The organism is Mesorhizobium silamurunense (genome assembly GCF_014843825.1).
GTDB classification, from domain to species: Bacteria; Pseudomonadota; Alphaproteobacteria; order Rhizobiales; family Rhizobiaceae; genus Mesorhizobium; species Mesorhizobium silamurunense.
In genome coordinates, this window is sequence record NZ_JHQR01000151.1 from 1 (window position 1) to 26,865 (window position 26,865).

At 60.0% G+C, this 26,865-nt stretch carries 23 protein-coding genes and 1 pseudogene; 12 read left to right on the forward strand and 12 right to left on the reverse strand.

Annotated elements, in window-relative coordinates:
* Nucleotides 1-198: 198 nt before the first annotated feature.
* Nucleotides 199-598, forward strand: a pseudogene (locus DH10_RS37015) (transposase); the annotation flags it as partial.
* On the opposite strand, the gene DH10_RS17080 reads toward DH10_RS37015, so the two are convergent.
* From DH10_RS17080 to DH10_RS17090, 3 genes are read right to left on the reverse strand one after another with little or no spacing between them, the layout of a single operon-like run.
* Entirely contained in the window at nucleotides 538-1,164 is a 627-nt protein-coding gene (locus tag DH10_RS17080; protein ID WP_192385036.1) for an autoinducer binding domain-containing protein, read from the reverse strand. The pseudogene DH10_RS37015 and the gene DH10_RS17080 overlap by 61 nt on opposite strands.
* Nucleotides 1,103-2,377: a flavin reductase family protein gene (locus DH10_RS17085; protein ID WP_192385037.1), complete on the reverse strand. Its 1,275-nt coding sequence runs from the start codon at nucleotides 2,375-2,377 to the stop codon at nucleotides 1,103-1,105. Before DH10_RS17085 ends, DH10_RS17080 begins: the two co-directional genes overlap by 62 nt.
* A gap of 7 nt (nucleotides 2,378-2,384) precedes the next feature.
* Nucleotides 2,385-3,641 carry an aromatic ring-hydroxylating oxygenase subunit alpha gene (locus DH10_RS17090; protein WP_210327803.1) on the reverse strand — a complete coding sequence of 419 codons (1,257 nt, stop codon included), beginning with the start codon at nucleotides 3,639-3,641 and terminating at the stop codon, nucleotides 2,385-2,387.
* A gap of 158 nt (nucleotides 3,642-3,799) precedes the next feature.
* On the opposite strand from DH10_RS17090, the gene DH10_RS17095 reads away from it, so the two are divergent.
* Nucleotides 3,800-3,991 carry a hypothetical protein gene (locus tag DH10_RS17095; protein WP_192385039.1) on the forward strand — a complete coding sequence of 64 codons (192 nt, stop codon included), beginning with the start codon at nucleotides 3,800-3,802 and terminating at the stop codon, nucleotides 3,989-3,991.
* A 347-nt stretch (nucleotides 3,992-4,338) separates the two neighbouring features.
* Here the strand turns inward: DH10_RS17095 and DH10_RS17100 are convergent, their stop codons facing one another.
* Both DH10_RS17100 and DH10_RS17105 read right to left on the reverse strand, forming a co-directional pair.
* A complete protein-coding gene (locus DH10_RS17100; protein ID WP_192385040.1) occupies nucleotides 4,339-4,944 on the reverse strand; it encodes a hypothetical protein in 606 nt (201 codons plus the stop codon).
* 1,733 nt (nucleotides 4,945-6,677) lie between these two features.
* Nucleotides 6,678-6,818, reverse strand: a complete 141-nt coding sequence (locus tag DH10_RS17105; protein ID WP_192385041.1) for a hypothetical protein — start codon at nucleotides 6,816-6,818, stop codon at nucleotides 6,678-6,680.
* Between DH10_RS17105 and DH10_RS17110 the strand changes: the two genes are divergently transcribed.
* The 3 genes from DH10_RS17110 to DH10_RS17120 all read left to right on the forward strand — a co-directional run bounded on the left by DH10_RS17110 (nucleotide 6,817) and on the right by DH10_RS17120 (nucleotide 10,968).
* On the forward strand, nucleotides 6,817-8,163 hold the full coding sequence (locus DH10_RS17110) for an NAD(P)/FAD-dependent oxidoreductase (protein WP_192385042.1): 1,347 nt from the start codon (nucleotides 6,817-6,819) through the stop codon (nucleotides 8,161-8,163). The two genes, DH10_RS17105 and DH10_RS17110, sit on opposite strands and share 2 nt — an antisense overlap.
* A gap of 64 nt (nucleotides 8,164-8,227) precedes the next feature.
* The gene (locus DH10_RS17115) at nucleotides 8,228-9,259 is read left to right on the forward strand and encodes a GlxA family transcriptional regulator (protein WP_192385043.1); all 1,032 of its coding nucleotides are present in this window, start codon (nucleotides 8,228-8,230) and stop codon (nucleotides 9,257-9,259) included.
* A 167-nt stretch (nucleotides 9,260-9,426) separates the two neighbouring features.
* Nucleotides 9,427-10,968 carry a trimethylamine methyltransferase family protein gene (locus DH10_RS17120; protein ID WP_192385044.1) on the forward strand — a complete coding sequence of 514 codons (1,542 nt, stop codon included), beginning with the start codon at nucleotides 9,427-9,429 and terminating at the stop codon, nucleotides 10,966-10,968.
* Nucleotides 10,969-11,089: 121 nt separating this feature from the next.
* Here DH10_RS17120 and DH10_RS17125 read toward each other — a convergent pair whose 3' ends face one another.
* Nucleotides 11,090-12,025, reverse strand: coding sequence for a GlxA family transcriptional regulator (locus DH10_RS17125; protein ID WP_192385045.1), 936 nt, complete (start codon nucleotides 12,023-12,025; stop codon nucleotides 11,090-11,092).
* A 156-nt stretch (nucleotides 12,026-12,181) separates the two neighbouring features.
* Here DH10_RS17125 and DH10_RS17130 point away from each other — a divergent pair, with 156 nt between their 5' ends.
* The 6 genes from DH10_RS17130 to purU all read left to right on the forward strand — a co-directional run bounded on the left by DH10_RS17130 (nucleotide 12,182) and on the right by purU (nucleotide 19,087).
* Nucleotides 12,182-13,435 (forward strand): sarcosine oxidase subunit beta family protein, encoded by a 1,254-nt coding sequence (locus tag DH10_RS17130; protein WP_192385046.1) that lies wholly within the window; start codon nucleotides 12,182-12,184, stop codon nucleotides 13,433-13,435.
* Between the two features lie 8 nt (nucleotides 13,436-13,443).
* Nucleotides 13,444-13,749, forward strand: coding sequence for a sarcosine oxidase subunit delta (locus tag DH10_RS17135; RefSeq protein WP_192385047.1), 306 nt, complete (start codon nucleotides 13,444-13,446; stop codon nucleotides 13,747-13,749).
* The gene (locus DH10_RS17140; RefSeq protein ID WP_192385048.1) at nucleotides 13,746-16,676 is read left to right on the forward strand and encodes a sarcosine oxidase subunit alpha family protein; all 2,931 of its coding nucleotides are present in this window, start codon (nucleotides 13,746-13,748) and stop codon (nucleotides 16,674-16,676) included. Before DH10_RS17135 ends, DH10_RS17140 begins: the two co-directional genes overlap by 4 nt.
* Complete coding sequence (locus tag DH10_RS17145) at nucleotides 16,669-17,235, forward strand: sarcosine oxidase subunit gamma (protein WP_192385049.1); 567 nt, start codon at nucleotides 16,669-16,671, stop codon at nucleotides 17,233-17,235. Before DH10_RS17140 ends, DH10_RS17145 begins: the two co-directional genes overlap by 8 nt.
* Nucleotides 17,232-18,122, forward strand: a complete 891-nt coding sequence (gene folD, locus DH10_RS17150; RefSeq protein WP_192385050.1) for a bifunctional methylenetetrahydrofolate dehydrogenase/methenyltetrahydrofolate cyclohydrolase FolD — start codon at nucleotides 17,232-17,234, stop codon at nucleotides 18,120-18,122. Before DH10_RS17145 ends, folD begins: the two co-directional genes overlap by 4 nt.
* 80 nt (nucleotides 18,123-18,202) lie before the next feature.
* Complete coding sequence (gene purU, locus DH10_RS17155) at nucleotides 18,203-19,087, forward strand: formyltetrahydrofolate deformylase (protein WP_192385051.1); 885 nt, start codon at nucleotides 18,203-18,205, stop codon at nucleotides 19,085-19,087.
* A gap of 256 nt (nucleotides 19,088-19,343) precedes the next feature.
* Here the strand turns inward: purU and DH10_RS17160 are convergent, their stop codons facing one another.
* From DH10_RS17160 to DH10_RS17180, 5 genes are all read right to left on the reverse strand, one after another.
* Nucleotides 19,344-20,981 (reverse strand): ABC transporter ATP-binding protein, encoded by a 1,638-nt coding sequence (locus DH10_RS17160; protein WP_192385052.1) that lies wholly within the window; start codon nucleotides 20,979-20,981, stop codon nucleotides 19,344-19,346.
* Nucleotides 20,974-21,828 carry an ABC transporter permease gene (locus DH10_RS17165; RefSeq protein ID WP_192385053.1) on the reverse strand — a complete coding sequence of 285 codons (855 nt, stop codon included), beginning with the start codon at nucleotides 21,826-21,828 and terminating at the stop codon, nucleotides 20,974-20,976. Before DH10_RS17165 ends, DH10_RS17160 begins: the two co-directional genes overlap by 8 nt.
* Nucleotides 21,825-22,781, reverse strand: a complete 957-nt coding sequence (locus DH10_RS17170) for an ABC transporter permease (protein ID WP_192385054.1) — start codon at nucleotides 22,779-22,781, stop codon at nucleotides 21,825-21,827. The genes DH10_RS17165 and DH10_RS17170 overlap by 4 nt, the downstream gene beginning before the upstream one ends.
* A 229-nt stretch (nucleotides 22,782-23,010) precedes the next feature.
* Nucleotides 23,011-23,385 carry a CocE/NonD family hydrolase gene (locus tag DH10_RS17175; RefSeq protein ID WP_192385055.1) on the reverse strand — a complete coding sequence of 125 codons (375 nt, stop codon included), beginning with the start codon at nucleotides 23,383-23,385 and terminating at the stop codon, nucleotides 23,011-23,013.
* The gene (locus DH10_RS17180) at nucleotides 23,382-24,743 is read right to left on the reverse strand and encodes an MmgE/PrpD family protein (protein WP_192385056.1); all 1,362 of its coding nucleotides are present in this window, start codon (nucleotides 24,741-24,743) and stop codon (nucleotides 23,382-23,384) included. The genes DH10_RS17175 and DH10_RS17180 overlap by 4 nt, the downstream gene beginning before the upstream one ends.
* Before the next feature lie 160 nt (nucleotides 24,744-24,903).
* On the opposite strand from DH10_RS17180, the gene DH10_RS17185 reads away from it, so the two are divergent.
* Nucleotides 24,904-25,878: a GlxA family transcriptional regulator gene (locus DH10_RS17185; protein ID WP_192385057.1), complete on the forward strand. Its 975-nt coding sequence runs from the start codon at nucleotides 24,904-24,906 to the stop codon at nucleotides 25,876-25,878.
* Nucleotides 25,879-25,945: 67 nt separating this feature from the next.
* Here DH10_RS17185 and DH10_RS17190 read toward each other — a convergent pair whose 3' ends face one another.
* A complete protein-coding gene (locus DH10_RS17190) occupies nucleotides 25,946-26,863 on the reverse strand; it encodes a GlxA family transcriptional regulator (protein WP_281423842.1) in 918 nt (305 codons plus the stop codon).
* Between the last annotated feature and the right edge of the window lie 2 nt (nucleotides 26,864-26,865).

The following is a 26,865-nucleotide window of genomic DNA, read 5'->3' on the forward strand; positions in this document are numbered from 1 at the left end:
CACATGCTTAGCCATTTTCCCTCCCTATGCGAAAGCGAGACGGAACCCATCCGAATAGTCATATTGGTAAGCTCACTCCATTGATAATGAATAGACAGATTTGGTGAAAGTGAACCACTACAGATGGACACCGGTCATTTGTAAGGGGTCAGATCGAGGTCGCGCAGCATGTCGATCGTGCGATTGGTCAGGATTGTTGAGCGGAGCATCCAGACGGGGATCGGCGCCGTGCCGTCAGCAGGGTGAAGGTCCGGGACCGCGGCGGGAACGGTGAAGCGCAACGCATCCGTTTTTCCTCGTCGATCCCTGGGGGCGCCGGACACGAAGTCTGGACGCGCTGCTCCCCATTCTTTACCTGCGCGACGTTTGGACGGCCGGGTTTCAGCACGCTCTGGCAGCCCTGCTCGGGAAGGAGGTGCCGACCCTCTCGCCCTCGGTGATCACGCGGCTGACGGCAGAGTGGACCACCGAACGCGAGCGTTGGCAAAAGCGCGATCTTTCGGCGCGCCATTATGTCTATGTGTAGGGGGACCGGGTTTATCTCCAGGCGGGGGACCATGCCGAATGCATGCTGATGCTGATCGGCGCCACACCAGAGAGCGTGTAGAGCTGCTGGTCGTCGTCAAGTGGCGTGGCCTTAAAGATCGCGACCGATCTTCGGCGACAGCGCACTTGGCTCCTGGAGGCCGTTACCGCCGCAAGCTGATCGATGTCACGCCCCAGCGACAATGACGTCTTGTGCGATGCGACCGTCAACATAGACATGTGACCAAAGGCCGTGCGTATTGGGATCGCAATCCCCAACCGGATGCCGAAGTTACCTTCCTCAGCATAAAGGGCGCGAACTCGGAAGGATAGCTTCTTCGGGCGCTCGGGTGCCCACGCGAACGCCTCCATTTTTGCCCGTGCAGTTCTGACGACTGGATCGATATCCTTGTAGTTGCATTCGAAATAGCGCTGCGGCCACTCATTCGCGTAGTTAGACACCGAGTAGGCACATACCGGTTGGATGTTCAGATAGGCATAACAGTCGAAGCCGAGCGCTCGGACGGCATCGCTGAGCCCGTAATCGTCGACAGGAACCTTCTCTGTCGATCCCCGACTATTTTGAGGACGCTGACGGCGGAGATACCACACCGGCCTGATTTGAACCCGCGAGGTCATTCCCCAGTTCAAGGTCGCTTAATGGATAGGAGCAACAAGCGAGGATATAGCCAACCGCTTTGTCACGCCGGCTAATACCGCCTTGGTCGTGCATGTCGACTTGGCCGCTCATGAGACGGACGCGGCAGGTGCCGCAAGAACCTTGGCCACAGCCGGTCGGAATACGTAGCCCACTCGCGGCTGCGGCGGCAACGACCGACTGGCCTGGCTTGGCGGGAAAATTCTTGTCCCTAAAACCGATCATCAAATCTTCGCTGGAAGGACCCGGCGCTGATGCAGGTTTTGCCCTCTCGTGCATGCGCGGGGCCGGGCACCATGCCCCTTTGTCGATAGGTGTGGGAACAGACAGATTCATTCGGGAGAGTGTTTCCACTGGACGAACAGCGGGATGCATGGCAACCTGTCGTCGACGCGAGGCAGCGTCGTGCTCCGCACCGCCAAAGGTCTCTGTGACGAACGCGTTTTCGACGCCGCCCTCTGCAAGATAGATCGCCCGCGTCGCCTTCATCACAGGTTCGGGGCCGCAACAGAAAGCAACGCGCCGCGCCATGTCGGGCACGATTCCGCGCAGCATGGGGCGGGTGATCCGGCCCGACAAACCCGTCCATGTTTTATCCGGCCGAGACAAACAGAGATGAACAGAGAGGTTGGGCATGGCGTCTGCCATGGCACCGATCTCGTCGCCGAAAAGCTCATCAGCGCATGAGCGCGCCAGCTGCACCAATGTAGTATCGAGCGTGTCTGCACGCACCCGAAGCCAGCGAAGCATCGACATTATCGGCGTCATTCCGCTGCCCGCGCCCACCAGCAACAGCGGCGCCTTTGGCGCATGCACTAGACTGAAACGTCCAAATGGGCCACGGGCAGCGAGCGTATCGCCGATGTGCAGATATCTGTGCATCCAGAGCGTCGCTTGCGCCTGCGCACCGGTCTTGATGGTCAGTTCGATGCAGTTGCCGCCCATGCCGCCCGACGCGATTGTGAAGCTGCGCTGGAATAGATTGCTTCCTGAAGGCAGAGTAAGTGACAGGGACTGGCCCGGATGATGGCGGAAGGTCTGCCCATCTTGGCGGATAGCTTCAAAAAAGTAAGTTGTGACGTTAGCCGTTTCCGCGCGCCGAGCAACAAGCACAAGACGCAGATCGTCCGGTTCGAAAACGGGCACGCCGGGCTTCGGGAAGGCCCGCGGCGCAAGGCTCGCGTGATGCTCCATAGATTGTTTACTCCGCCGCCATCAGACAGTCCTGCGACCCGTCGAACTGGTTAGATAACTGTTGGCGGTACCATTTGATGAAGTTCAGCACCATGAACTCGGCCACTTCGGAATAGCGACCGGGCTCGTAGCCAGCAGCCTTGATGCCCCTATGGTTCTCTTCGGCGAGCAGGCGATCCTGGTCGTTGGTGACCCGCCATACTTCTGAAAGCTCCTCCGGCTCGTAGTCCCACCCTTCTACCGCATCTTCATGCACCAGCCATAGCGTCCGCACCTCGGTGCGATCGGGCCCGAGCGGTAGAACGCGGAAAACAATGATATGATCGGACAGGAAATGGTTCCAGTTGTTGGGAACGTGGAACATCCGCACTGATCCAAGATCGGGAACTGTCAGTTCGCCTAGCAGCTTGCGGCAGGCAAGTTTACCATCCAAAGTCATAGAAATGGCCCCCTTCCGAAAGGGCAGGCGGATGCAGCGAAACTCGAGACCGCCATCGACCGGCGCATGAGGCAGGCCGAGCGCATCCCAGTCGCGCGCCTTCTGCTGCATGATCTCGAACTCTTCGCCGAAGCGCGCGTCGTCCGGCAATGCCATTTCGACTAGGGAAACCAGCAGTTCGGGATGCGCACCGCCGCAATGATAGCATTCGCGGTTATTTTCGATCACGAGCTTCCAGTTCGCTTCCTCTACGATCACCGACTCGTAGGCGACTTTGGTGCGGCGCGGCTCATGCGGCGCGATGTACGGCGAGGCGGCTTTCCTGAAGGACTCGAAGTCCGGCGCCTCGTCGGCCAAACAGATATAGACCAGCCCTTCCAGTGTCTGGACGTGGACCGACTTGAGGGGAAATTTGGACGGATCGAAATCCTTGCTCATATAGCGTGTCGCAAGCAGCTGGCCGTCCAGATCGTAAGTCCACTGGTGATAGGGGCAAACCAGACGTGCCTTGTTGCCGCGATGCTCGCTGCACAGGCGTGAGCCGCGATGACGGCAGGAATTGTGGAAGGCACGCAACTCGCCCTCTTGATCCCTGAGGACGACGACGGATGTGGTGTCGATCTGCACGGTGACGAAATCTCCCGGATCGGGTAGCTCGCATTCGGGCGCGACGAACAGCCACTCCTTGAAGAAAACTGCCTCGACATCTGCCCGGTAAATATCGGGATCGCTATAGAACTCCTGAGGTAACGAATAGCCATCAGCACAAAGCGCCAGCGCTTCGCGGATCTTCTGTTCATGGCCGGCGACTCGTGGATTGCTCATCGGGCTACCTCGCAGTGGAAGGATATCCATCCAAATTGCCGATTTCGAAATGAAGCGGTGTTGGAAAAACGTCAGCCGATCGCAACTTCGCGTGGCTGGCCAATAAGGTCGTTGCGCCTATTCGGTGCTCGGTCTTGCCCTAGCCGATCACAGGCTCGATGGAGAAACGCCGGCGCATCTGGCGCTTGATGACGAGGGACACGGCGATTCTGACCGTTGGCAAAGACCTTGAACGTGCGGGTGAGCGAGGCATCGTGGCCGGGATATACGGTGGCGGCGAAACGCGCGATATCTGGTTGCCGATGATTGTTTCAATCGCCGGGAAAATCTTGCTGCTGCACCGCCGCTGACGTTGCTCCACGACCGCCGATGCCTGGTTGAGCGGCCAGCGAAAGACTGCTTCAAGCTGCACTACGCCGGTTACCTGGAGGGCGATGTCGCGAACAGTCCAGCCGAAATATGTCTGTTGCGTGTGGGTGGCTCAAGGCAACTATAACCGCCCGCTTGATGTTCTCGTTTGCAGCATCCGGTTTAATCCAGAGGCATTTGACCGGTGCGTGCTGTCGCTAGTCGGCGACGCTCCGGCAAGTCAAGTCTGCGTTAAGTTGACGGACCGGCCCCCGACACTCAGTTTCTGGGTCAGCGGAAATCGAGCCGCCCATTGAGACCAGGGGAATATATAAGACCGTTAAGCCCATTAAAGACGCTTCAACGCATCGATCACAGAGATGAAACGGTAGCTTTCGGCCACAAGACCCTGTTCATTTCGAATGGAGTCTCGCCGTCGTTCGGCGGCTAAGCGCTCCTCTTCGCTGATGTCGCTCTCCCTAGCCAACAGCCAGTTTCGGAAGCTGGGGTCGGCTTCCTTGATCGGTACCGCTCCTTGGTTGGAGGCCGGCTGAGGAACGATTCCCGAGCGCAATACGCGGCTCGGGTTGTACTCAGTGCGCCTGTCGAGGCCAAAAATGGAAAAATCGGGGCGCCCGACGCGGCCACTTGGCGAATAGGCAACTGCCGTGACGATACGGTCTAGGGCCGCGTCCTCTTCCTTCGGCCGGTGTTCTATCTCCCGTGGTCCGCCTTCGGGCACAGCGAGCCGAGTGATGCCGCAGTCGTTGATGGCATCCAGCACGGTGCGTGGATCGCCCGTTAGGATCTTTTCGCGCCGTTGAGGCCAAAAGTCGAATGCCGCATGGGCACCATGTCCCTTGCCCGAATGCAGAGCGTATATCTCCGGATAGATCTTATGCTCAGCCCGACGAGTTGGCTTTACGTCGTAAAAGCAGGTGATCGCGATCTGCACCAAATGCGCTTACGTCGAACATGCTGGAATTCAGGAGGCTGATTACGTGCATGTCTTATTTTCTTCCTGTCGCGCTGCGAATTGCTGTCGGCATGAAGGGCGGTGTCGATCTACATGGTGATGAGATCTCTTGGATAGGGGAGCTCGCACCCGGCACGACTGAGAGCCAACATCAGCCTGGTAGATCTCGGGATCGCTGCAGAACTCCTGGGGTAAAAAACAGCCATCATCATTATAGCGCGCCGGCGATCTTTCATGGCCGGCGCCATGTGGATTGCTCGTTGGACTGAGTAGCCATTTGCTTTGAGTAAGCTTGCCCCTTGGTATTTTGAATAGGCAGATTTGGTGAAAGTGCACCGCTACAGATGGACTCCGGTAGGTCAGAGGCAGCATGTCGATCGTGGGATTGGTCAGCACCGTCGCTCAGCATGCAGACAGGGATCGGGGCGGGGCGGTCAGCAGGGTGAAGGTCTTGGACCGCGGCGCGAACGGTGAAGCGCAACGCATCCGTTTTTCCTCGTCGATCCATTTGGGGGCACCGGGCGCGAAGCCTGGATGCACCGCTCCCCGTTATTTACCTTCGCGACGTTTGGACGGCCGGGTTCAGCACGCTCTGGCACCCTGCTCAGAAGGAGGTGCGGACCCTCTCGCCCGCGGTGATCACGCGGCTGACGGTGGCACAGCGGACCACCGAACACGAGCGTTCCCCAAAAGCACGATCTTTAGGGGGCGCCACAATCGCCTGTATGTACAACGGGGTTTATCCCTACGCGGCGCGTGGAAGATACGGCATGCGCGTACTTTATGAAATCGCGTGCTTCGAAAGATGGGCTGAGCTTGTTCACCCACAAAGTCGATCTTTTTTATTGCAGCGGGCGGCCGGGCTTTCGCGAAAGGTTACCACGATGCGTTCTCGCAAGGTAGGCTGCTCATTAGATCCCGGGGGCCATGCTGGATGATTATTGACGACGCGCATGTCGGACGGCAATTCCTGATGGAGCACGGTACGACCAGACTCGCGACTCCGGCTTGCCCTTCGGTCAGCGCCAAATGTCTCCGGTGTTCAGCGCGAATACCGGTTTGTCAGCGCCATTGGTCAGCAGAAGAACGACTTCGGACCTTCCGCGTCAATAGGAGCGAGGAGCTTCTGCGTGGCGGTGACCCCAGGCTTATCGATCGACATTGGCAGGAAGATCATGGGTCACCTTGCGGCGTGGCCACCCAGGAGGCGGAGACTTAGGCCTTATTTCAGGACTGCCCTATATGACGCTACCACACGCGAATTCGAACGGCGTCTGACACGATTAAGTTCGCAACCATGTGTATATCATGTCGGGATTGGCTTGCGGGAATGCGCGCCCGTTCGCTGTCCGACGCCAGCCGACGCTGCGTTCCTGCCTATCGACTCGGCGGAGACGCACGCCACTACCCGCAATCGCACGACCAAGCGAAAGCTCGATGGCCAGATCATGGAAGTAACACGGCGGGCAAGGATACAGGGCGATGAACGACGGCAGATCGAAATGTTTTGCAAAAATAGCCGAAGTACAAGGTGTGGGGCTCCCCTCGCCTTCTGTTAAAGCAGGCTACTTTCGAATTGCACATCGACTACCTCGCGAGGGGTTCCACTCAGAGATTTCGAGATGAAGCCGAAAAACGCCAGCCGATCGCAACTTCACACAGGACGAACGACGCCCACGGCGAAGCCCAGGAACGCCGCGGTTCGAGAATTTTCAATTCACCGTCCCAGCCGCCGGTTTTTTGGTGCGGGCTGCCGTTTTTCCGATATCCTGTGTGAAAAGCTGGATGATTATGTCGAACATGGACAGCCAGGCGAAAAGTGGCCGGCTGACAAACTGGAGATGATCGACCATGGCGTTCCCTACGGCAGCCCCGTATCTCATTATCGGCGCCGGCATTCACGGCCTTTCGACGGCCTACCACCTTGCACAGGCGCTCAAGCGGACCCGGAAGGGAAGCGGAAGCGACATCGTTGTCATCGACAAGAGTGGAATCGCCGCCGGCGCATCGGGTATTGCCTGCGGTGTCGTTCGCAACAACTATTTCCAGCCCGCAATGCGCGAGCTGATGGCCCATTCGGTTAGCGTCTGGGAAAGCGATGCGAAGGTTTACCAGTATAACGCCGTCGGCTACATGCAGATCAGCTCGGAATCGATGCGCGATGACGTGCGTTCAATCTACGAGCAGCAGAAGGCGATCGGCTATGAATCGATCTTCGTGGAAGGCGCCAAAGAGTCCGATGCCTATATGAAGAGCTTGTTTTCCGACTGGCAGGCGAAGAATATCACCTCGGTGCTGCACGAGAAGAAGGGTGGCTACGCTCACAATGCTGCCGCCATCTATGCGCTGGCGAAGAAGGCCGAGAACGAAGGAGTGCGAATCCTCACCGGCGTCACCGTCAAAGGCATGACCTTCGCCAATGGAGCGAGTTCGGCCGTGAACGGCGTCGATACCGATCGCGGACATATCGCCTGCGACTATCTCGTGGTCGGCGCTGGCCCCTGGGTTCGCGATTTCTGGAAGATGGCCGAATTGCCTGATACTGTGACAATCAAGAGCAAGGATGGTGAGCTGCATGACGGCATTCCGATGTGGCGCTTCTGGCAGCTTGAGGAAGGCGTGCTCGGTGTCGAACCGGACGCGTTCAAAACCAACGACGGCAGGATGCCGCCGGTGATGCATGTCGATACTGACGCCCCACTCTATTCCACCGTTGATGGCAGCATCATCACTGAGAGCATGTGGGGTATCTACTACAAGCCCGATTTCAATTTCGGCGGGATCCAGGGCGGTGCGATGCCCTACAAGGTCGACACTCCAGTCGATCAGGTCCAGATTGATCCTTATGGCCCCGCCTCGCCAGAATTTGTTTCAAGCCCTGAATTCGCCCATATGTGGGTGTCGGCGCTGGCGCACTGCCACAAGCGTTTTGAAGGCACAATGCCTCAATATCACAAGGAGCCTTCAGGAGGCATCGGTTGCTTCACGCCTGACAGCTTCCCGGTCTTCGAAGCGTTTCGCGAGAACGTCTACATGATCGCAGACTCGAATCACGGCTACAAGATGATCGGTGTCGGCGCGCTGGTCGCGGAAGAGGTGATCGGAAACAAATCCTCGCTGCTCGAGCCGTTTCGTCTGGGCCGCTACGCGGCGGGCGAACTGCACCCCGTCTCGAACAGCCCATATCCTTGGAGCTGACCAGTCTAAGCCGAAGATGCGAAAGCCAGGACTTGTGCCCAGCTTTCTCTTTGATCGGGAGGTGATGCTGATCACCGGCAAGGGCACGCAAGATTGTCCTCAGCACGTCGAGTTCATGTTGCTCGACGGCTTCTCCATGATGTCCGTGAGCAGCGCCATCGAGCCGTTACGGGCGGCTAACCGGTTGCTCAGCTTTGAGGCCTATCGCTGGAGTTTCTCGTCGGAAGACGGCGCGGCGGCCAATGCTTCGAATGGCATTTCTGTTAATGTCGATGAGCGCTTTGGCCTGTCGAAGCCGCCCGCCTATCTTTTTGTCTGCGCCGGCATGACGCTTGTCGCAAAAGATCAGACACGCCTCAACGTCATTCTGAACCGGCGCTCTCGCGAAGGATGCCGGATGGGGGCACTGTCCATGGGGACCGTCTTTCTTGCGCGAGCCAATTTGCTAAACGATGCGCGGTGCACGCTTCACTGGGAGGGGCAGCCGGCTTTCCGCGAGGAGTTTCCCTACATTCAGCTCAGTAACGAGCTCTACGTCATCGACAAGAACCGTTACACCTGCGCGGGCGGAACGGCGGGGCTCGATTTGATGCTTCACATCATCGCCGAGGACCACGGCGATGTCCTCGCCCGCTCCATCGCCAATCAGTTTCAAGTTGATCGGATCCGAACCGGAAGCGTTGAACAGCGCTCGGGTAGCTCGGTGCGCCTGGACACACTACCGCCGCAACTCGGTCAAGCCGCGGGTCTGATGAGGCAGAACTTCGAGAACCCGCTAAGCAACACCGAGATCGCGCGAAAGGTTGGCTTGAGCGTACGCAATCTCGAAAGAATGTTTCAGCGCCATACGGGTCAGACTCCCGCACGGTACTACAAGACCCTGCGGCTAGAACAAGCGAGGGATCTGCTTCTCCATACCGGCCTGGCCAATGTGGATATCGCGATCGCGACGGGCTTCTGTACCAGCTCCTACTTCTGCGCCTGCTATAGAGAACAGTTCGGGCATTCCCCCTCGGTTGAACGTCAGCGCGATGGCGCTCGCTTCGAGAAGGACGGCCGCCGCCGCCTCGTAAAGGGGGTACAAAGCATACGATGAACGAAGCCCAGCGCGCTTACATGCGCCTAAACACGAAATGCCGAGTATTACCGCGTTCTTGTCTAAGCTTTGTGAGAAAATCTACCTTCCGGGTCGCGGTAATTGCTATTGAGTTATATTTCGTTCTGTTATGAAAGATTTTCGCCTCCGGAAGGAAGGGATCTGCGATGAAGTCAAGTGAACGGAGGACGGGCGGCAGACGGGGCAAGTCAGAACGCAGCGGAGGAAAAATTTCGCAGCTTCCTTGGCGGGTCGTCGAGAATCCTTTCGATCCAGTGAATGCTGCGACGCCTGAGCAAATCGAGGCGATCCATATTTGTTCGATGCGAGTGCTGTCGGAGCTTGGCATCCGTGTCATGGCAGAGAATATCATGACACTGTTTGAAAGGGCTGGGGCGAAGGTGGACCGGTCTGAAAAGATCATCCGAATTGACGAGAGCATAGTCAGCGCGGCGTTGAAGACGACGCCTCGCCGCTTCACGCTCACCTCCCGTAACCCGGCGCGGAAACTGTTGTTCGGCGATAGCAATGTGGTGTTCGGTCTCGTGGCGGGGCCGCCCAATGTGCATGATCGGGTGAATGGTCGGCGCTCTGGAAACTTGCGCGACTACGAGAATTTCATCCGGCTGGCGCACCACTTCAACGCCATTCACATGATAGGCAACCAGGTGGCCTCACCGCAGGAGCTTCCTGCCAATTCCCGGCATCTCGATTGCTACCGCGCCAACCTCACTTACAGCGATCGAAGCTATCACTGCACAGCCATTGGACGGGGTCGTGCACTTGACGGCGTAAAGATGATGGCCATCGCGCGCGGGGTGTCGCTTGACGAGATGAAGCGCGAGCCAGGTGTGACTACCATCATCTCGGTGAATTCGCCACGGCTCTTCGATCAAGCTATGGGCGACGGGCTGATTGCCATGTGCGAGCTGGGGCAGCCTGTCACCATTACTCCGTTTACCCTGATGGGAGCGATGACGCCGGTGACGCTCGCCGCCGCTCTCGCGCAACAGAATGCAGAGGCGCTGTTCGGCGTCGTTCTCACGCAACTCGTCAATCCCGGCGCGCCGGTGATGTACGGGGCCTTCACCTCGAACGTCGACATGCGCTCGGGCGCTCCCGCCTTCGGGACGCCGGAAAACACGCGGGCCAATCTGATCTCTGGGCAACTAGCGCGGCGCTATGGGCTGCCGTACCGGAGCTCCAACAGCAATGCCTCAAACGCAGTGGACCTCCAGGCGGCCTACGAGACGGTCAACGCCACATGGGGCGCCATCCTGGGGGGTGCGAATCTGATCTATCATGCCGCAGGCTGGCTCGAAGGCGGGCTGACGGCGTCCTATGAGAAGCTCATTCTCGACGTCGAGATACTGCAGAACATGATGGAGATCCTGCAGCCGCTCGATTGCTCGGAAGAGGCATTGGGACTTGCGGCGATGGCGAGCGTGCCATCGGGCGGGCATTTTTTCGGGGCGGAGCACACGATGGCGCGTTATGAGAGCGCCTTCTACCACCCCATGCTTTCCGACTGGAGCAATCATGGCGCGTGGCTCGAAGCGGGAGCGCATGATGCGCTCGACCGCGCAACGGCGCTGTGGCAGCGGGCACTTGCCGAATACGAAGAACCGAAACTTGATCCCGCTATTGCCGAAGAACTCGACGCCTACGTTGCGAAACGGTGCGAAGAGATCGGCGTCGGCGACCCGTAGCGGTTAGTTGGGTGAGCCAGTTCCGTTGGTGGCGGCTGCAGGGGTCAGGGGGCGATCGTTCGGGCTTATTTCTGGAATAGCAAAAGGGGCGCACTCGTTCGTCGCAGATCGGCGACCTGTTCTATGACATGCTGGCTAACGGTATCGTCGGCTCGCGTTTCACAGTCGGGCGCCTCTCCTGCGTTGGCGAAGTCCCATAATGCTGCCGGTAAGCGCGAGCGAAATGGGCATTGTTGGAAAAGCCGGTCGCCAACGCCACCTCGGTGACTGTAAGGGTGGTCTGGCGCAGAAGATCGACCGCTTTGGACAGTCGCAATACCCGGTAGAATTGCATGACGGACTGATCGAGCTGCGTCTTGCACAGCCGTTCCAGCTGGCGTTCGCCGATACCCGACAGTGTGGCGAGTTGCGGCAGACTCATGGGATCGGCGATGTGATCTTCCATCAAGGCGATCATGGCAATAAGTGCTGGATGGTGTACGCCATATTTCGATATTGCATCCAGGCGCTGGGGATCTTCAGCCGGGCGCAGACTGGTATGAATGAACCAGTCGCTCACTTCGCGCGCCAGGCTCGCGCCGTGATGGGCGGCAATCAAAGCGTGCATCATGTCTAAAGGTGCAGAGCCGCCTGCGCAGGTGAAACGGTCGCGGTCGATCACGAACAGCCGCCGTTCCATCAAGGCATCGGGCGCGCTGATGCGAAGCGCATCATAATGCTTCCAGTGGATGGTAAAACGACGCCTCTCTAAGAGCCCTGCTTTATGCAGGATCGCGGCCCCACCCGAAATTCCGCCGAGTGCCACGCCCTGCACGGAGAGCCTTCGCAGAAAGCCTGACAGTCGTTCGGTATCGACATTGAGCGGATCGCCGCCCGCGACCACGAACAGGATGTCGAGCTCCGACGCGGATTCACTTATCGGCGCGGTATCGAACCAGCTGCCGACCGAAGACCGAGCCTTGCCGCCTAGATCGGAAAACAGAAGCAATTCGTATAGCGTTCGCCCGGCCAGTAGGTTGGCCGCGCGCAAGGGTTCGACGGCGGCGGCGGCCGACATCAATGCATAGCCGTCGCACAGAAAGAAACCGAAGCGACGGGGGTGGTGGGACGATCTCATGTCCTGAATAGTACACTATGTGTCTAATTTAGATACGCGCGATTTGAGCGTCCATGCGATTAAGGCGAACGCAATGATGTTGCCGAAAGTGTTCTTATGCGTTTCTCAGCGCTTCGTGTTATCAGGGAAACCCTCACCGGCCATAAGGGCTGGCGTCCGCTCTGGCGCAATCCCGAGCCGCAAGCCTTCTATGATTATTTGATCGTCGGCGGTGGCGGGCACGGTCTGGCGACGGCCTATTACCTTGCGAACACGTTCAAGCAGTCGCGCATCGCCGTGCTCGAGAAAGGCTGGCTCGGTTCAGGCAATATCGGGCGCAACACCACCATCATTCGCTCGAACTATCTGCTGCCCGGCAACGAGCCTTTCTACGAATTCTCGATGAAGCTTTGGGAGAATCTGGAGCAGGAGTTCAACTTCAATGCGATGGTCAGCCAGCGCGGCATCGTCAACCTGTTCCACACGGACGGCCAACGCGATGCTTATCGCCGGCGCGGCAATGCAGCGATCCTGGCAGGTGCAGATGCCGAGCTTCTGGAACGTGACGCGTTGCGCGGGATGGTGCCGTTCCTAAATTTCGACAATGCGCGCTTTCCCGTGAAGGGCGGCCTTCTGCAACGCCGTGGCGGCACCGCGCGCCATGACGGCGTCGCTTGGGGCTACGCTCGGGGCGCCGACCGGGCCGGCGTCGATCTCATCCAGAACTGCGAAGTGACGGGGTTCCGTATCGAGAACGGACACCTGAAGGGCGTCGAGACCTCGCGCGGATATATTGGCGCAAACAAGGTCGGCGTGGCCGTGGCGGGCTCCACCAGCCGCGTGATGGCGCAGGCGGGAATGGGGCAGCTGCCGATCGAGAGCCATGTCCTCCAAGCCTTTGTGTCCGAAGGGCTCAAGCCCACCATTCCAAACGTCATTACTTTCGGCGCAGGTCACTTTTATGTCAGCCAGTCCGACAAAGGCGGCCTGGTTTTCGGTGGCGACATCGACGGCTACAATTCCTATGCTCAGCGTGGCAATCTGCCCGTTATCGAAGATGTCGCCGAAGGCGGCATGGCGCTGATGCCAATGATCGGGCGCGCGCGACTCTTACGCCTATGGGGCGGCATCATGGACATGTCGATGGATGGTTCGCCCATCATCGACCGCACGCCGATCGAGGGGCTCTATCTCAATGCCGGCTGGTGCTATGGCGGCTTCAAGGCGACGCCCGCTTCCGGCTACGCCTTCGCCCAACTGCTCGCCACCGACCGCCCCCACGAAACGGCTGCCGCCTATCGGCTGGATCGCTTCGCGCGGGGTTATGTGATCGACGAAAAGGGCGCAGGTGCCCAGCCGAACCTGCATTGAGGCCAGCCATGCTGATACCCCACCCCCTTCTCGGCCTGCGCGATGCGCAGGAGTTTTCCTATCTCGGCGATGCCTCGCTCCTCGACCGCCCCGACGGCCTGGCGGAGAAAGCGGGGGACGCGTTCTTCTCTTACGTCTATCTGCGTGAGAACCCGGCGGGCGTGCACCGCGAATTGTGGTTCCATGAACAGGGCGACCGATCCTGGCTTGTTGTGACGCGCAACACGGTGACGCACGAGATCTTGGGCGCGGAACTCGCCCGCGACGTCGCGCTTCGCAGCCGGAGCCCGCGCGAAAGGGGAGACCCAGCATGAGACTATCCGGCGGCCTGATCGACCGCAGCCGCACGCTTCGCTTCATCTTCGATGGCAAGAGCTATGCCGGCCATCCCGGCGACACGCTCGCTTCGGCATTGCTGGCCAACGATGTGCTGCTGATGGGCCGGTCGTTCAAATATCACCGTCCGCGCGGGCTAATCGCGGCGGGCTCCGAGGAGCCGAACGCGCTGGTGGAATTGCGCAGCGGCGCGCGCCGCGAGCCCAATACGCGCGCCACGATGGCGGAGCTCTTCGACGCGCTCGAAGCGCAGAGCCAGAACCGCTGGCCTTCGCTCCGCTTCGACGCGATGGCGGTCAATGAGCTTTTCGCAAACTTCCTCACGGCAGGCTTCTACTACAAAACCTTCATGTGGCCGCGCGCCTTCTGGGAAAAGCTCTACGAGCCGGCGATCCGCCGCGCGGCGGGTTTGGGTAGGCTCTCAATGGAAGCCGATCCCGACGCTTACGACAAAGGGTTCCTGCATTGTGACCTGCTCGTGGTCGGCGCGGGTGCGGCAGGCCTTGCCGCAGCGCTGACCGCCGCGCGGGGCGGGGCCCAAGTCATCCTTGCCGATGAGGACTATCACCTGGGCGGGCGGCTGCTTGCCGAGAGCCATTCGCTGGACGACCGGCCCGCCACCGAATGGATCGCAGCGGTCGTAGCAGAGTTCGCGTGCCTGCCTAATTTGCGCATTCTTCCTCGCACCACGGTGTTCGGCGCGTTCGACCATGGCGTCTATGGTGCGGTCGAGCGCGTTTCAGATTACCGTGCCAACCCCGGCATCTGCCCGCGCCAGACGCTTTGGCGCATCACGGCCAAGCGCACCATGTTGGCGGCAGGCGCCACCGAGCGGCACATCCCGTTCATGGACAATGACCGGCCTGGCATCATGCTGGGCGGTGCCTTGCGCGCCTATGCCAATCGCTGGGCGGTCAGCCCCGCCAAGCGCGTTGCGATCTTCACCAACAATGATGACGGCCACCGCACGGCGCTCGACCTACTCGCACGCGGCGTCGAGATCGCGGCAGTCGTGGACTCACGGGCCGGAGTCGAAGCAAAGGGACAGTATCGCGTCATCAGCGATGCCATTGTCAGCGGCTCCAAGGGGCGGCTGGGCCTGCGCTCGATCGAAGTCACGCGCGGCGGCAGCACGGAATGGATCGCGTGCGGCGCGCTCGGCGTGTCGGGCGGCTGGAACCCGAACGTGCATCTCGCCTCGCATCATCGCGGCCGTCCGGTCTGGAACGACTCGCAGCAGACCTTCGTGCCGCCTGCCGAGCTGCCCGCAGGCATGATCGTTGCCGGTGCGGCAGCGGGCCGGGGCACGACTCATGCGGCACTGGTGTCAGGCGCGGAAGCTGCTGTCCGTGTCCTGAACGAAATTGGCATCGCCGCCACGCTGCCCGAACTGCCCGCTGCCGAAGACGCGCCTGCAAACCTAAGCCCGCTCTGGCATGTACCGGGCAAGCACCGGGCCTGGATCGACTTCCAGAACGATGTGACGGTCAAGGACGTCAAGCTTTCGCACCAGGAGAATATGCGCTCGGTCGAGCATCTCAAGCGTTGGACCACGCTCGGCATGGCGACCGACCAAGGCAAGACGGCCAATGTCACCGCCCTCGCCGTGATGGCCGAAATGACCGGCAAGGGGATCGCCGAAACCGGCACCACCATTTTCCGCCCGCCTTACACGCCGGTCTCGATTTCGGTTCTCGGCGGCGGCAATACGGGCACGCATTTCCGCCCGCGCCGGCTGACACCCAGCCACCAATGGGCAACGTCCCAAGGCGCCGTCTTCGTCGAGGTTGGCCAGTGGATGCGCGCGCAATATTTCGTGCGGCCCGGCGAGACCCACTGGCGGCAGTCGGTCGACCGCGAGGTGGTGGCGACGCGCAAGGGCGTCGGCATCTGCGACGTGACCACGCTCGGCAAGGTCGATGTGCAGGGCGCGGACGCGGCCGAATTCCTCGACCGTCTCTACTGCAACGCCATGAAGAGCCTGAAGACCGGCATGGTCCGCTATGGCCTCATGCTTCGCGAGGACGGGCAGGCCTGGGACGATGGCACCTGCGCGCGCCTAGGCGAAACCCATTATGTGGTGACGACCACCACTGCCAATGCCGGCACGGTCTACCGCCACATGGAGTTTGCACGGCAATGCCTATGGCCGGAGCTCGACGTGCAGTTGATCTCCACCACCGATGCTTGGGCGCAGTTTTCGGTGGCCGGACCGAATGCGCGCAAGCTGCTCGAACGCATTGTGGATGGGTTCGATCTCTCGAACGAGGCCTTCCGTTTCATGGCCTGCGCGAACCTGTCGGTTTGCGGGGGCTTGCGCGCGCGGGTTTTCCGCATCTCGTTCTCCGGCGAACTGGCTTACGAGATCGCGGTGCCCGCGCGCTACGGAAACGCCTTGATGGCCCGCCTCGTGGAACTGGGACAGGATCTGGGCGCTACCCCTTACGGCACGGAGGCGCTCGGCGTGCTACGCATCGAAAAGGGCCACGCCGCCGGCAATGAGCTGAACGGCCAGACCACGGCGCAGATGCTGGGCATGGGCCGCATGGTCTCGGCCAAGAAGGATTCCGTCGGCGCGGTGATGTCGCGGCGCGAAGGCCTGCTTGCCAACACGCGCGTGTTGGTAGGACTCCAGCCGGTGGACGCTTCCGAGCCCGTCGTGGCCGGCTCGCACCTCTTCGCGGAAGGGGCGACGCAGGAAACTGCAACCGATCAGGGCTGGATCACTTCGGCCTGCTTCTCCCCGCATGTCGGCTCGAGCATCGGCCTGGGCTTCCTCGCGGATGGCGCGGCGCGCCAGGGCGAGGTGATCGTCGCGGCCAATCCGATTCAGGATCAGAACGTTCGCCTGCGCGTCGTTTCCGCCCACTTCGTCGATCCAGAAGGAGAGCGTCTGCGTGCCTGACCTCAAGCCCATCACCGCGCTTGGCGGCGACACGGCGCGCCGCCTCCACCATGGCGCTCTCGAACTCGAAGAGAACACCGAACTGGCGCTCGCCTCGCTGGCCCTGCGCCGCGGCGCAACGCAACCCACGCTCTGCGGCATAGACTTGCCCGGGCCCGGCGCGTGGGCCCTATCCGACGAGATCGCCGCGTTCTGGACGGGCCCGGATCAGTGGATGGTCGAGGGGCAAAACCGAGCGGATAGCGACTTTGCGTCCGAGGTTGCCGCTCTGTGTCCAGGCTGCTCCGTCACCCAACAGACCGATGGCTTCGCAGCCTTCGAAATCCGCTCATCCGCTGGCGAAACGCCGATTCTCCAGTTGATGGCGAAGCTCGTGAACATCGACCCGATCCGTTTCCCATCCGGCTCGGCGACTCGCACTGGCCTGGAACATATGAGCGTGTTCGTGATCCGGCGCGCGGCCCATCACATCGCGATCCTGGGCATGCGCTCGGCGGCCGGCTCAATCTGGCATGCGCTTGAAAAGCACATCCTGCGCATTGAAGACAGAAAACCATGAGCACCCATCTGATCGACGGAAAGGCCGTTGCCGCCCGCCTGCGCGAGAAGGTTACCGCTTCCGTTGCCATACTGAAGGCGGAACAGGGCATCGTGCCAGGACTGGCAGTTGTGCTGGTGGGAAACGATCCTGCCAGCGCGGTTTATGTCCGCAACAAGGGCGTTCAGACCGTTGCAACCGGCATGACGAGTTACGAGCACAAGCTGCCCGCCGAAACGGCCGAAGTGGAGCTGCTGGCGCTGATTGGGCAGCTGAATGCCGCCCCGGCGGTTCACGGCGTTCTGGTGCAGCTGCCGCTGCCCCCGCATATTGATGCCAATGCGGTCATCAATGCGATCAATCCCGCCAAGGATGTCGACGGCTTCCACGTCACGAATGTCGGCCTTCTGGCAACCGGCCAGCGCTCGATGATCCCTTGCACGCCGCTCGGCTGCTTGATACTTCTGCGCCGGCATTTCGGCAATCTGGCCGGCCGCAACGCCGTGGTTGTCGGGCGCTCCAATGTCGTCGGCAAGCCGATGGCCCAGCTTCTGCTGCGCGAAAGCTGCACTGTGACGATCGCCCATAGCCGGACCGAAAACCTTTCCGCCATCTGCCGTCAGGCCGACATTCTCGTGGCCGCAGTGGGGCGGGCAGAGATGATCACCGGCGATTTCATCAAGCCTGGTGCGGTGGTGATCGATGTCGGCATCAACCAGATCGAACGAGAAGAGCGGGTGCGACTTGTAGGCGATGTGCAGCGCGAAAGCGCGGCCGGGATCGCCGGCGCTCTCACACCCGTGCCGGGTGGCGTCGGACCGATGACGATCGCTTGTCTTCTTGCGAACACCCTGACCGCCTGCTGCCGCATCAGCGGGCTGGAAGACCCCGAAGGACTCACTGCCTGATCGCAACGGCGTGTCCTTTCATGATTGCTCTCGCATTTCTCTTGTCCGTGATGGCCGGACATTTCTTTCTGGATGGACCCATGAGCAAGTATATTCTGACCGTGACATGCACCAGCCGGCGCGGCATCGTCGCCGCCTTGGCGGGCTTTCTCGCCAAGAACGGCTGCAACATCAATGACAGCGCACAATACGACGATCCCGAAACCGATCGCTTCTTCATGCGGATGAGCTTCATCAGCGAGGAGGGGCGTGGCCTGCAAGAACTGCGAGAAGGCCTTGCCGAGGTGGCAAATGACTTCGCCATGAGCTTCGACATTCACAACGCCCAAGCGAAGATGAAGGTCGTCATAATGGTGTCGCGCTTCGGTCACTGCCTGAATGACCTGCTCTACCGCTGGCGCATCGGCGCCCTGCCCATCGACATCGTTGCCGTCATCTCCAACCACCTCGACTACCAGAAGGTGATCATCAACCACGACCTGCCTTTCCACCATGTGCCCGTCACAAAAGCCAACAAGCCGCAGGCCGAAGCCCGAATCATGGAGATCGTAGAGGAGACTCGCGCCGAGCTCATCGTGCTCGCGCGCTACATGCAGGTCTTATCGGATGCGATGTGCCAGAAGATGTCGGGTCGCATCATCAACATCCATCACTCATTTTTGCCCTCGTTCAAAGGGGCCAACCCCTATAAGCAGGCCTTCGAGCGAGGGATAAAGCTGATCGGCGCCACCGCCCACTATGTGACGGCTGACTTGGATGAAGGTCCGATCATCGAGCAGGATGTGGCGCGCATTACCCATGCGCAGAACTCAGCCGACTATGTCTCTATCGGACGTGACGTGGAAGCGCAGGTACTGGCCCGCAGCATCCATGCGCATATCCAGCACCGCACCTTCCTGAACGGCCACCGGACCGTGGTTTTCCCCCCATCGCCCGGCGCACACGCTTCCGAGCGGATGGGGTGAAGGGCTTAAGTCGTCGCCGCGTGCGAGGTGCTGAAGAGAGTGAGCGCGGACCAGCTCGCGGCCGTGAGTCAGAACTACCAGATTTGTGTGGGTAGTTGTGGTGGCGGCTGGCGGCCTTCAAGACCCGACCGCAGGTAGTTCCGGTATGCAGTCCAAGAGGTGAAGGTATGCCGTTTTTGGTCGTTAGACTAGACCTAAACATTTCTTGGAAATTACCGACATGGTGCGATAGCTCTTCTTGAGCTTGGTATGAATATCAATTCCCCGCACTCGCCATCTTCCTGCCTGCGATGGCTGTCTCCAGCCAGCCGATTTCCATCTCGGGCACGGAAGACAGCAGCAGATCGGTATAATCGTCGAAGGGCGGCGTCAGCACTTGGCTCTTCGAGCCATAGCGCACCAACTCGCCGCGATACATGACGGCAATGGAGTCAGCGATCGATTTTACGGTCGCGAGGTCGTGGGTGATGAAGAGATAGGCGACCTGCTCCATCTTCTGCAGATTGAGGAGCAGCTTCAAGATGCCGTTCGCCACCAGCGGATCGAGCGCCGAGGTGACCTCATCGCAGATGATGAGCTTCGGCTTGGCGGCCAGCGCGCGGGCGATGCAGACGCGCTGCTTCTGCCCGCCGGAAAGCTCTGCCGGATAACGGTGAATGAAGCCCGCACCCATCTCGATTTCCTCGAGAAGCTCCTTGACCCGCTTGTCCCGTTCGGCACCTCTCAGGCCAAAATAGAAGGTGAGCGGCCGGCCGATGATCGTGCCGACGGTATGGCGCGGGTTCATCGCCACATCGGCCATCTGGTATATCATCTGAAGCTGGCGCAGATCGTCCTTGCTGCGGTCGGCCAGCCGGCTGGAGAGCTTGCGGCCTTCGAAAATGATCTCGCCCTGCTGCGGCGGAAGAAGGCCGGTGATGGCGCGGGCGAGCGTCGATTTGCCGGAACCGGATTCGCCGACAACGGCGAGCGTCTGACTCGGATGGATATCGACGGTGACGTCTTTAAGCACCTTGATGATACCATTGCCATAGGCGGCGGTGACTTTCTTCACCGAGAGGATCGGCTTCGGTGTCGGCTGCTTCTCTTCATGCTCGATATGGTGTACCGAGACCAGCGCTTGGGTATAGGGCTGCTTCGGCTGCTTGATGATCTCGAACGTCGTGCCTTTTTCGACCATCTTGCCGTGGCGCAGCACCATGATGTCGTCGGCGACCTGCGTTACGACGGCGAGATCATGAGTGATGTAGAGGGCCGCGACGCCGGTGTCCCGGATGGCGTCCTTGATCGCCGCCAGGACATCGATCTGGGTTGTCACGTCGAGTGCCGTCGTCGGCTCGTCGAAGATGATCAGGTCGGGTTCCGGGCAAAGCGCCATGACGGTCATGACACGCTGAAGCTGGCCGCCCGAGACCTGGTGTGGATAGCGGCGGCCGATATTCTCGGGATTGGGCAGGCTTAGTTTCTTGAAGAGAGCGATGGCCCGCTTCTCAGCCTCGGCGCGGTTGGCAACGCCGTGCTTGAGGGAAGATTCCACCACCTGGTCCATCAGCCGCTGCGCTGGATTGAATGCGGCTGCGGCCGATTGCGCGACATAGCAGACCTCGCGGCCCCGTAGCTTGCGGATGCCGTTCTTGCTCTGCTGGAGAATGTTGCGGCCGTTTAGGATGACCTCGCCGCCGGTGATACGCACACCGCCGCGGCCATAGCCCATCGGCGACAGGCCGATCGTAGACTTGCCGGCGCCGGATTCGCCGATCAGACCAAGCACCCTGCCCTTTTCCAATGTCAGCGAAACATCATCGACGATTGTTGCCGTGCGGGGTGGCTCACCGGGCGGATAGACGGTCGCCTCGATCCGGAGGTTGCGGATATCGAGCAAGGTATCAGCCATTGCCGCGCCCTCCCTTGAGGTCGGTGGTCCGGTTGAGGATCCAATCGGCGACCAGATTGACGGAGATCGCCAGCGCCCCGATCACGGCTGCCGGCATTAGGGCAGCGGAAATGCCGAAGACAATGCCGTCCTTGTTGTCTTTCACCATGCCGCCCCAGTCGGCCTGTGGCGGCTGCACACCAAGGCCAAGGAACGACAGGGCAGACAGGAAGAGCACGGCAAAGATGAAGCGAAGGCCGAGTTCGGAGACCAGCGGCGATAGAGCATTCGGCAATATCTCGCGGAAGATGATCCAAGCGCGGCCCTCGCCGCGCAGCTTGGCCGCCTCCACGAAGTCCATCGCGTTGATGTCCGCGGCGACCGCGCGTGACAACCGGTAGACGCGGGTGGAGTCCAGCGTCCCCATCAGCAGGATTAGCGTCACCAAGTTGGACGGCAGCACCGAAAGCACGACTAGGGCGAAGATCAGCGTCGGGATTGACATCAAGAGGTCCACGCAACGCGACATCGTCATGTCGAACCAGCCACCGACGACGGCCGCGGTGAAGCCAAGGATCGACCCCAGCGTGAAGGAAAGCGCAGTCGCGACCGCCGCGATGAAGATCGTGGTGCGGGTGCCGTAAATCATGCGCGAAAGAAGGTCGCGGCCGAGATTGTCGGTGCCGAGCGGGAATTTCGCCGACATCGGCATCCAGACGTCGCCGACAATCTCGCCGAGTGGGTGTGGCGCGATCAGCGGCGCGAAGATCGCCGTGGAGAGGAACAATCCGGTGAAGAATAGACCAATCGCGGCGCCGATCGGTATGCGACGCCGCGCTTTGACGAGAGGGGCTGCCGAAACACTCATTTCGGATGCCTCAGGCGCGGATTGGCGACTATTGCCGCGATGTCGGCGACGATGTTCAGGCCGATATAAACGGCAGCGAAGATCAGCCCCACTGCCTGCACCACGGGCACATCGCGCTTGGAAACGTGGTCGACCAAGTACTGGCCCATGCCCGGATAGACAAAGATCACTTCGATCACAACGACCCCGACTATCAGGTAGGCGAGGTTTAGCATCACGACATTTATGACCGGCGCGATTGCGTTCGGGAAGGCGTGACGGCGGATGATCTCGATCGGCCGCAGCCCCTTGAGCTCGGCCGTTTCGATATAGGCCGACTGCATCACGTTAAGGATCGCGGCGCGGGTCATGCGCATCATATGCGCGAGCACGACTAGCGTCAGCACCGTTGCTGGCAGGGCAATCGCCTTCATCCTGTCGAGAAACGGCATGCCGTCATAGACTGTTGAGATGCTCGAAAACCACTGCAACTTAACGGCGCACAAATAGATAAGGAGATAGCCGACGAAGAATTCGGGAAGCGAAGTCGAGGTGAGTGCGAGGCCGGATATGAGCTTGTCGACCCAACCGTTGCGGTAGCGCGCCGAAATCAGGCCGAGGACAATGGCGAGCGGCACCGCCACGATCGCCGCCCAGAAGCTGAGGAACAGCGTGTTCCACAGCCGGGGCAGCAGCGTCGCGGTGACTTCCTGCCCCGTGGTAAGCGAGGTCCCGAGATCGCCGGTCAGAACGCCGCCAAGCCAGCGGAAGTAGCGGAAATAGGCCGGATCGTTGAGGCCAAGCTCGGCGCGCAGATTGGCGAGCGCTTCTGGAGTCGCTTGCTGGCCGAGAATCGCTTGCGCCACGTCACCAGGCAGGATTTGCGTGCCGGCGAAGATTAGGATCGAGACAAGGAAAAGGAGCAGAACGCCCAACGCAATACGCTGGACGATCAATCTCACGATGGGCGACATCGCCGGGCGGGCTCGCATCAGACAGTCAGTCAGCATTTGATGAACGTGAGGCCGTTCATCATCGGATGCATATCCCAAATGAACGAGTCGGCAAGCACCTGTCGGGCCGCTTGAGCTGTTTCCCGTTCACCGTTCGAAGTATAAACCATGATGTCTCCTGTTTATTCAATAGTTGGATGTGCAGAGCCTCGCCGCGCGCTCGAATCCTTTCGAGCGCACGGCGAGCTCACTATTCGCTGTCAGGCCTCGAACCAGCAACGTGCGAAGTTTTTCGCCTCGCCGTGCCCCGCTTCACAGCATTGACCGTGAACTTTTCGCTGATGTCCTGATCAGACAAAGGGTTATACGGATCACCAACAGCTGGAAGATCGGCGGGCTCGAATTCGCGACCATATCGCATGCGCAGAATGGCGCGGGCAAACCGTTCTGCAGGAAACGTAATGATCGCCTTCAGGGCCCGGAGAGCGAGCGAGGCGAGCTGCAGCGAGTTGAAGCCCTTCCGCGAGATGCCCATCATGCCGACATTTCCGTCGCACCAATACTGCGAGGACAGCCAGACTTCGACCGCGTCGGCCCATTCCTGGGGCGTGTATTCGTCACTCAAGCTGCCACCGCTTTGCGCTGTGCATCGGCCGGGGCAAGCACGAGGTCCAGCAGTCCGCGCACGGAACGTGCGCTATCCAGCGTTTCGATCGAGGAGCGAAGCACGGCCGCACCTTCGCTCCCGATAATATCGTCGGCGACCGAGTGATATTTCGCTGCAATTTCGGCATCCGACAACGGCCTTTCGGCGTCGCCGCGCGCAGTCGTCAATTCGCTTTCGAAGACGGTACCATCTTTGAGGTAGATCCGCGCCCGCGCCATTCTTTCGGCAGGAAACAGCTTGTCGATTTCGGGTACGGTGATCGGCTTGATGCGGTCGTTCATTGACAATATCTCGGCGTCGACGAGCGATGCGCCGGCAATATCAGTTGGAAGCAATTGCCCACGCACGAGTGCCGCGGCAACAGGGAACGGCAGGCTATACTGGGCTTCCTCGGTGGTTTCCGGCCTGCGTTGATTGAGCCTGACCCCTGCGTCGAATGTGTCGATCTCAACGTGATCGATCGTTTCAGGCAGGATATTGTGCTTACGTCTAAGTATAAGTGCGGCCTCGACGGATGGCTGCGCCCAGCGGCAGATAGGATACGGCTTGAAATACATTCCCAAAAACCGCCATTCCTTGCCGAGATCGTTCCAGAAGGATTTGACATTATCGCCTTCCACGACAATCGCAGGCGCCCCTGTAAAGCCGTCTTCGGCCAGGTAAGCCGCGCTGATGCCCGCCATGGCGCCCCAACCCGAACCGTCCTTGAGCATCGTAGGAAAGTCGATGCAGCGCATCATCTGGCTGCGGGGGCCATGGAACTCCGCAATGCCGATCGCATGCCGGAACCGGGTCTCGTCGTGCCCCCAAAGGTGCGCCGCTATGGCCGCCGCGCCCAGCGCATTCCACGACCCGGAGGTGTGATAATCCGGCGCGGTAGCATGCTGGGAGATGCCAGCACGGATGGCGATCTCGTAGCCGGCGGCAAGCGAAGCGAGAAACTCCGCACCGCACATGTCCCTCGTTTCGGCGACGGCCAGCAACGCCGGCAGGATGGCACAGCCGGCGTGGCCTTTGGTAAGCACATGACCGTCATGCGCATCGAAACTGTCAATCGTCATGCCGCCGGCCAATGCCGCCCCAACTGGGCTGGCCCTGCGGCCATCGAACATCAATCGTGCCGAAGGAGCGCTGGCACCTGCCCCGAAGGCACGAATTGCATGGTTCCGGATTATTCGCGACAGAGGGGTCTGCGTGCCAGCGATTGCCGTGCCTACCAGGTCGAGAAGGCACCGTTTCGCCATGTCCTGCACAGCGGCAGGAAGCTCCTGGTAAATGGTGCCAGCAATGAACTGGTATGCAGATGAAGGTGCCATGCCCGCTTGCCTCTCCTGACGCCAAGGAAGGCCAGTATGAGTTAGGTCGTTAGGCGTGGGGTCACATTTTTCGACGAGATTACGTAACAACACGACACTATTGATTGCATTCTGCACGTCTTTCAGGGGACAATGCGGAGACCAAAGAGAGGAGGCTCGGATGGTCGCATCTGTTAACGGGATAAAACCGCTGCACGTCGGCGTCATCCTGATACCGGACTTCTCGCTGATGTCGTTCTCCTCTCTCACGGAGCCCCTGCGCGGCGCCAACAGGATGGCCGGCGAGCAGTGTTACCGCTGGACGAATGTCAGCGTCGATGGCGGTTCCATCCAATCGAGCACCGGGCTCGCGGTCCCCACCATTCCCTTGGATGGCGGCGGTGAATTCGACATAGTGGTCGTGTGCGGCGGCCATTCCGACGAGACGTATGGCAATAGAAAACTGAGGGAATATCTGCGTCGCATGGATCGACGAAAAATTCGCCTTGGCAGCGTCAGTACGGGCAGTTTTGTGCTGGCCGATGCAGGGCTTCTCGACGGCAGGCACTGCACTACGCATTGGGGCTATATCGATGCCCTGCGGGCCTCATGCTCTAGGGCTGAAGTGAGCGATGAGCTTTACGTGGTCGATGGACGCATCTTCACCTGCGCGGGAGGCCTGGCAGCGATGGATGCCATGCTGGACATCATCCGGTACCGGCAAGGCAACGCTTTTTCCAGCATGGTTGCGGAGAATTTCATCTACGGATCGACCAGGCGGCCGGAAGATCACCAACGCATGGCGCTACGTCACCGGCTGGACGTCGCCCACCCGACCGTAATCGGCGCAGTGGCGTTGATGGAACAATTCATAGAAACGCCGCTTCGACTTCCGAAAATCGCCAGCCGTACCGGCGTTTCCTGCAGGCAGCTGGAGCGGCTTTTCGCGCGCCACCTGCGATGCTCGCCGGCGCAGCATTATGTTCGGATACGCCTCGATGAAGGACGACGGCTGCTGCGCAATACCTCGATGTCGGTCCTCGGAATCGCTATTCGTTGCGGGTTTAACTCGACATCCCACTTTTCGCGCGCTTATCGCCAGCGTTTCGGCTCCCTGCCCGGCGCAGACCGCACCTGGAAAGGCTCTCCAAAATAGTTCGACCGCTACGCGGCTTCAAGCGAACGGGCCGCTCGGCTTGCTGCAACAAATTCGTGTCAAGCGTTCAGAGCCGACCGCTTTTCGTCCGTTCTTGTCTCCGCGATTCAGATGGGCTCTTTCCGAAGATTCGTTTGTGCCATGCGGAAAAATGGGAAGCTGAATCGAAACCGCAAGATAGAGCTACGTTGATGACAGATAGGCTAGAGTAGATGAGAAGCTCGCGCCCACGCTGTACACGGAGTTGCATGTAGTACCGCTGAGGCGTTACGCCGGCGTGCATTTTGAATCGGCGCTCGAGCTGACGCACAGACAGCCCTGCCCGTTGGGCGATATGTGGGACTGGTATCGGCTCCTCAAAATGACGCTGCATTAGATCGATCGCGGATCGCATGTTTTCTGGCAGATGCGCTAGATGTTGAAGGCGTCCACCGAATTGATCCTCGTTCTCATTTCGGATATGCTCATGGTGGAATTGATCGGCAACGCTCCGAGCACGATCTCTGCCGAACTGTAGCGAAATCAGATGCAACATCATGTCCATCGCCGCAGTCCCACCCGAACAGGTCAAGCGGTCGCGGTCGATTTCGTAAAGCCGGTTCGTACAGTCAAGATTGGGGAACTCTTCTTGAAAAGCAGAACGGCTCTCCCAGTGTATCGTGCAGCGATTCTCTGACAGCAGACCAGCCCGAGCCAGCAGTCGCGTGCCTGTTGATATCGATTCCAATCGTGAGTCTACGACGCCCCGCCTCCTTAAGAATTGGAGATAGCGTCTTTCATCGTTCAATTCAGTACCCAAACCAGCGCAGACGAAGAGGTAGTCTGCACCGCGGAGCGCCGCGTTGTACTCCAGCGTCGGCAGCGGAATGCCCATAGAACCTTCTATATCGGCGCCAGTTGGGCTAGCGAATCTCCATAGGAAAGCGGGCCGTTGTATCAATCGGTTAAGGCTGCGCAGCGGCTCAATTGCCGAGGCCAGGCTCATTA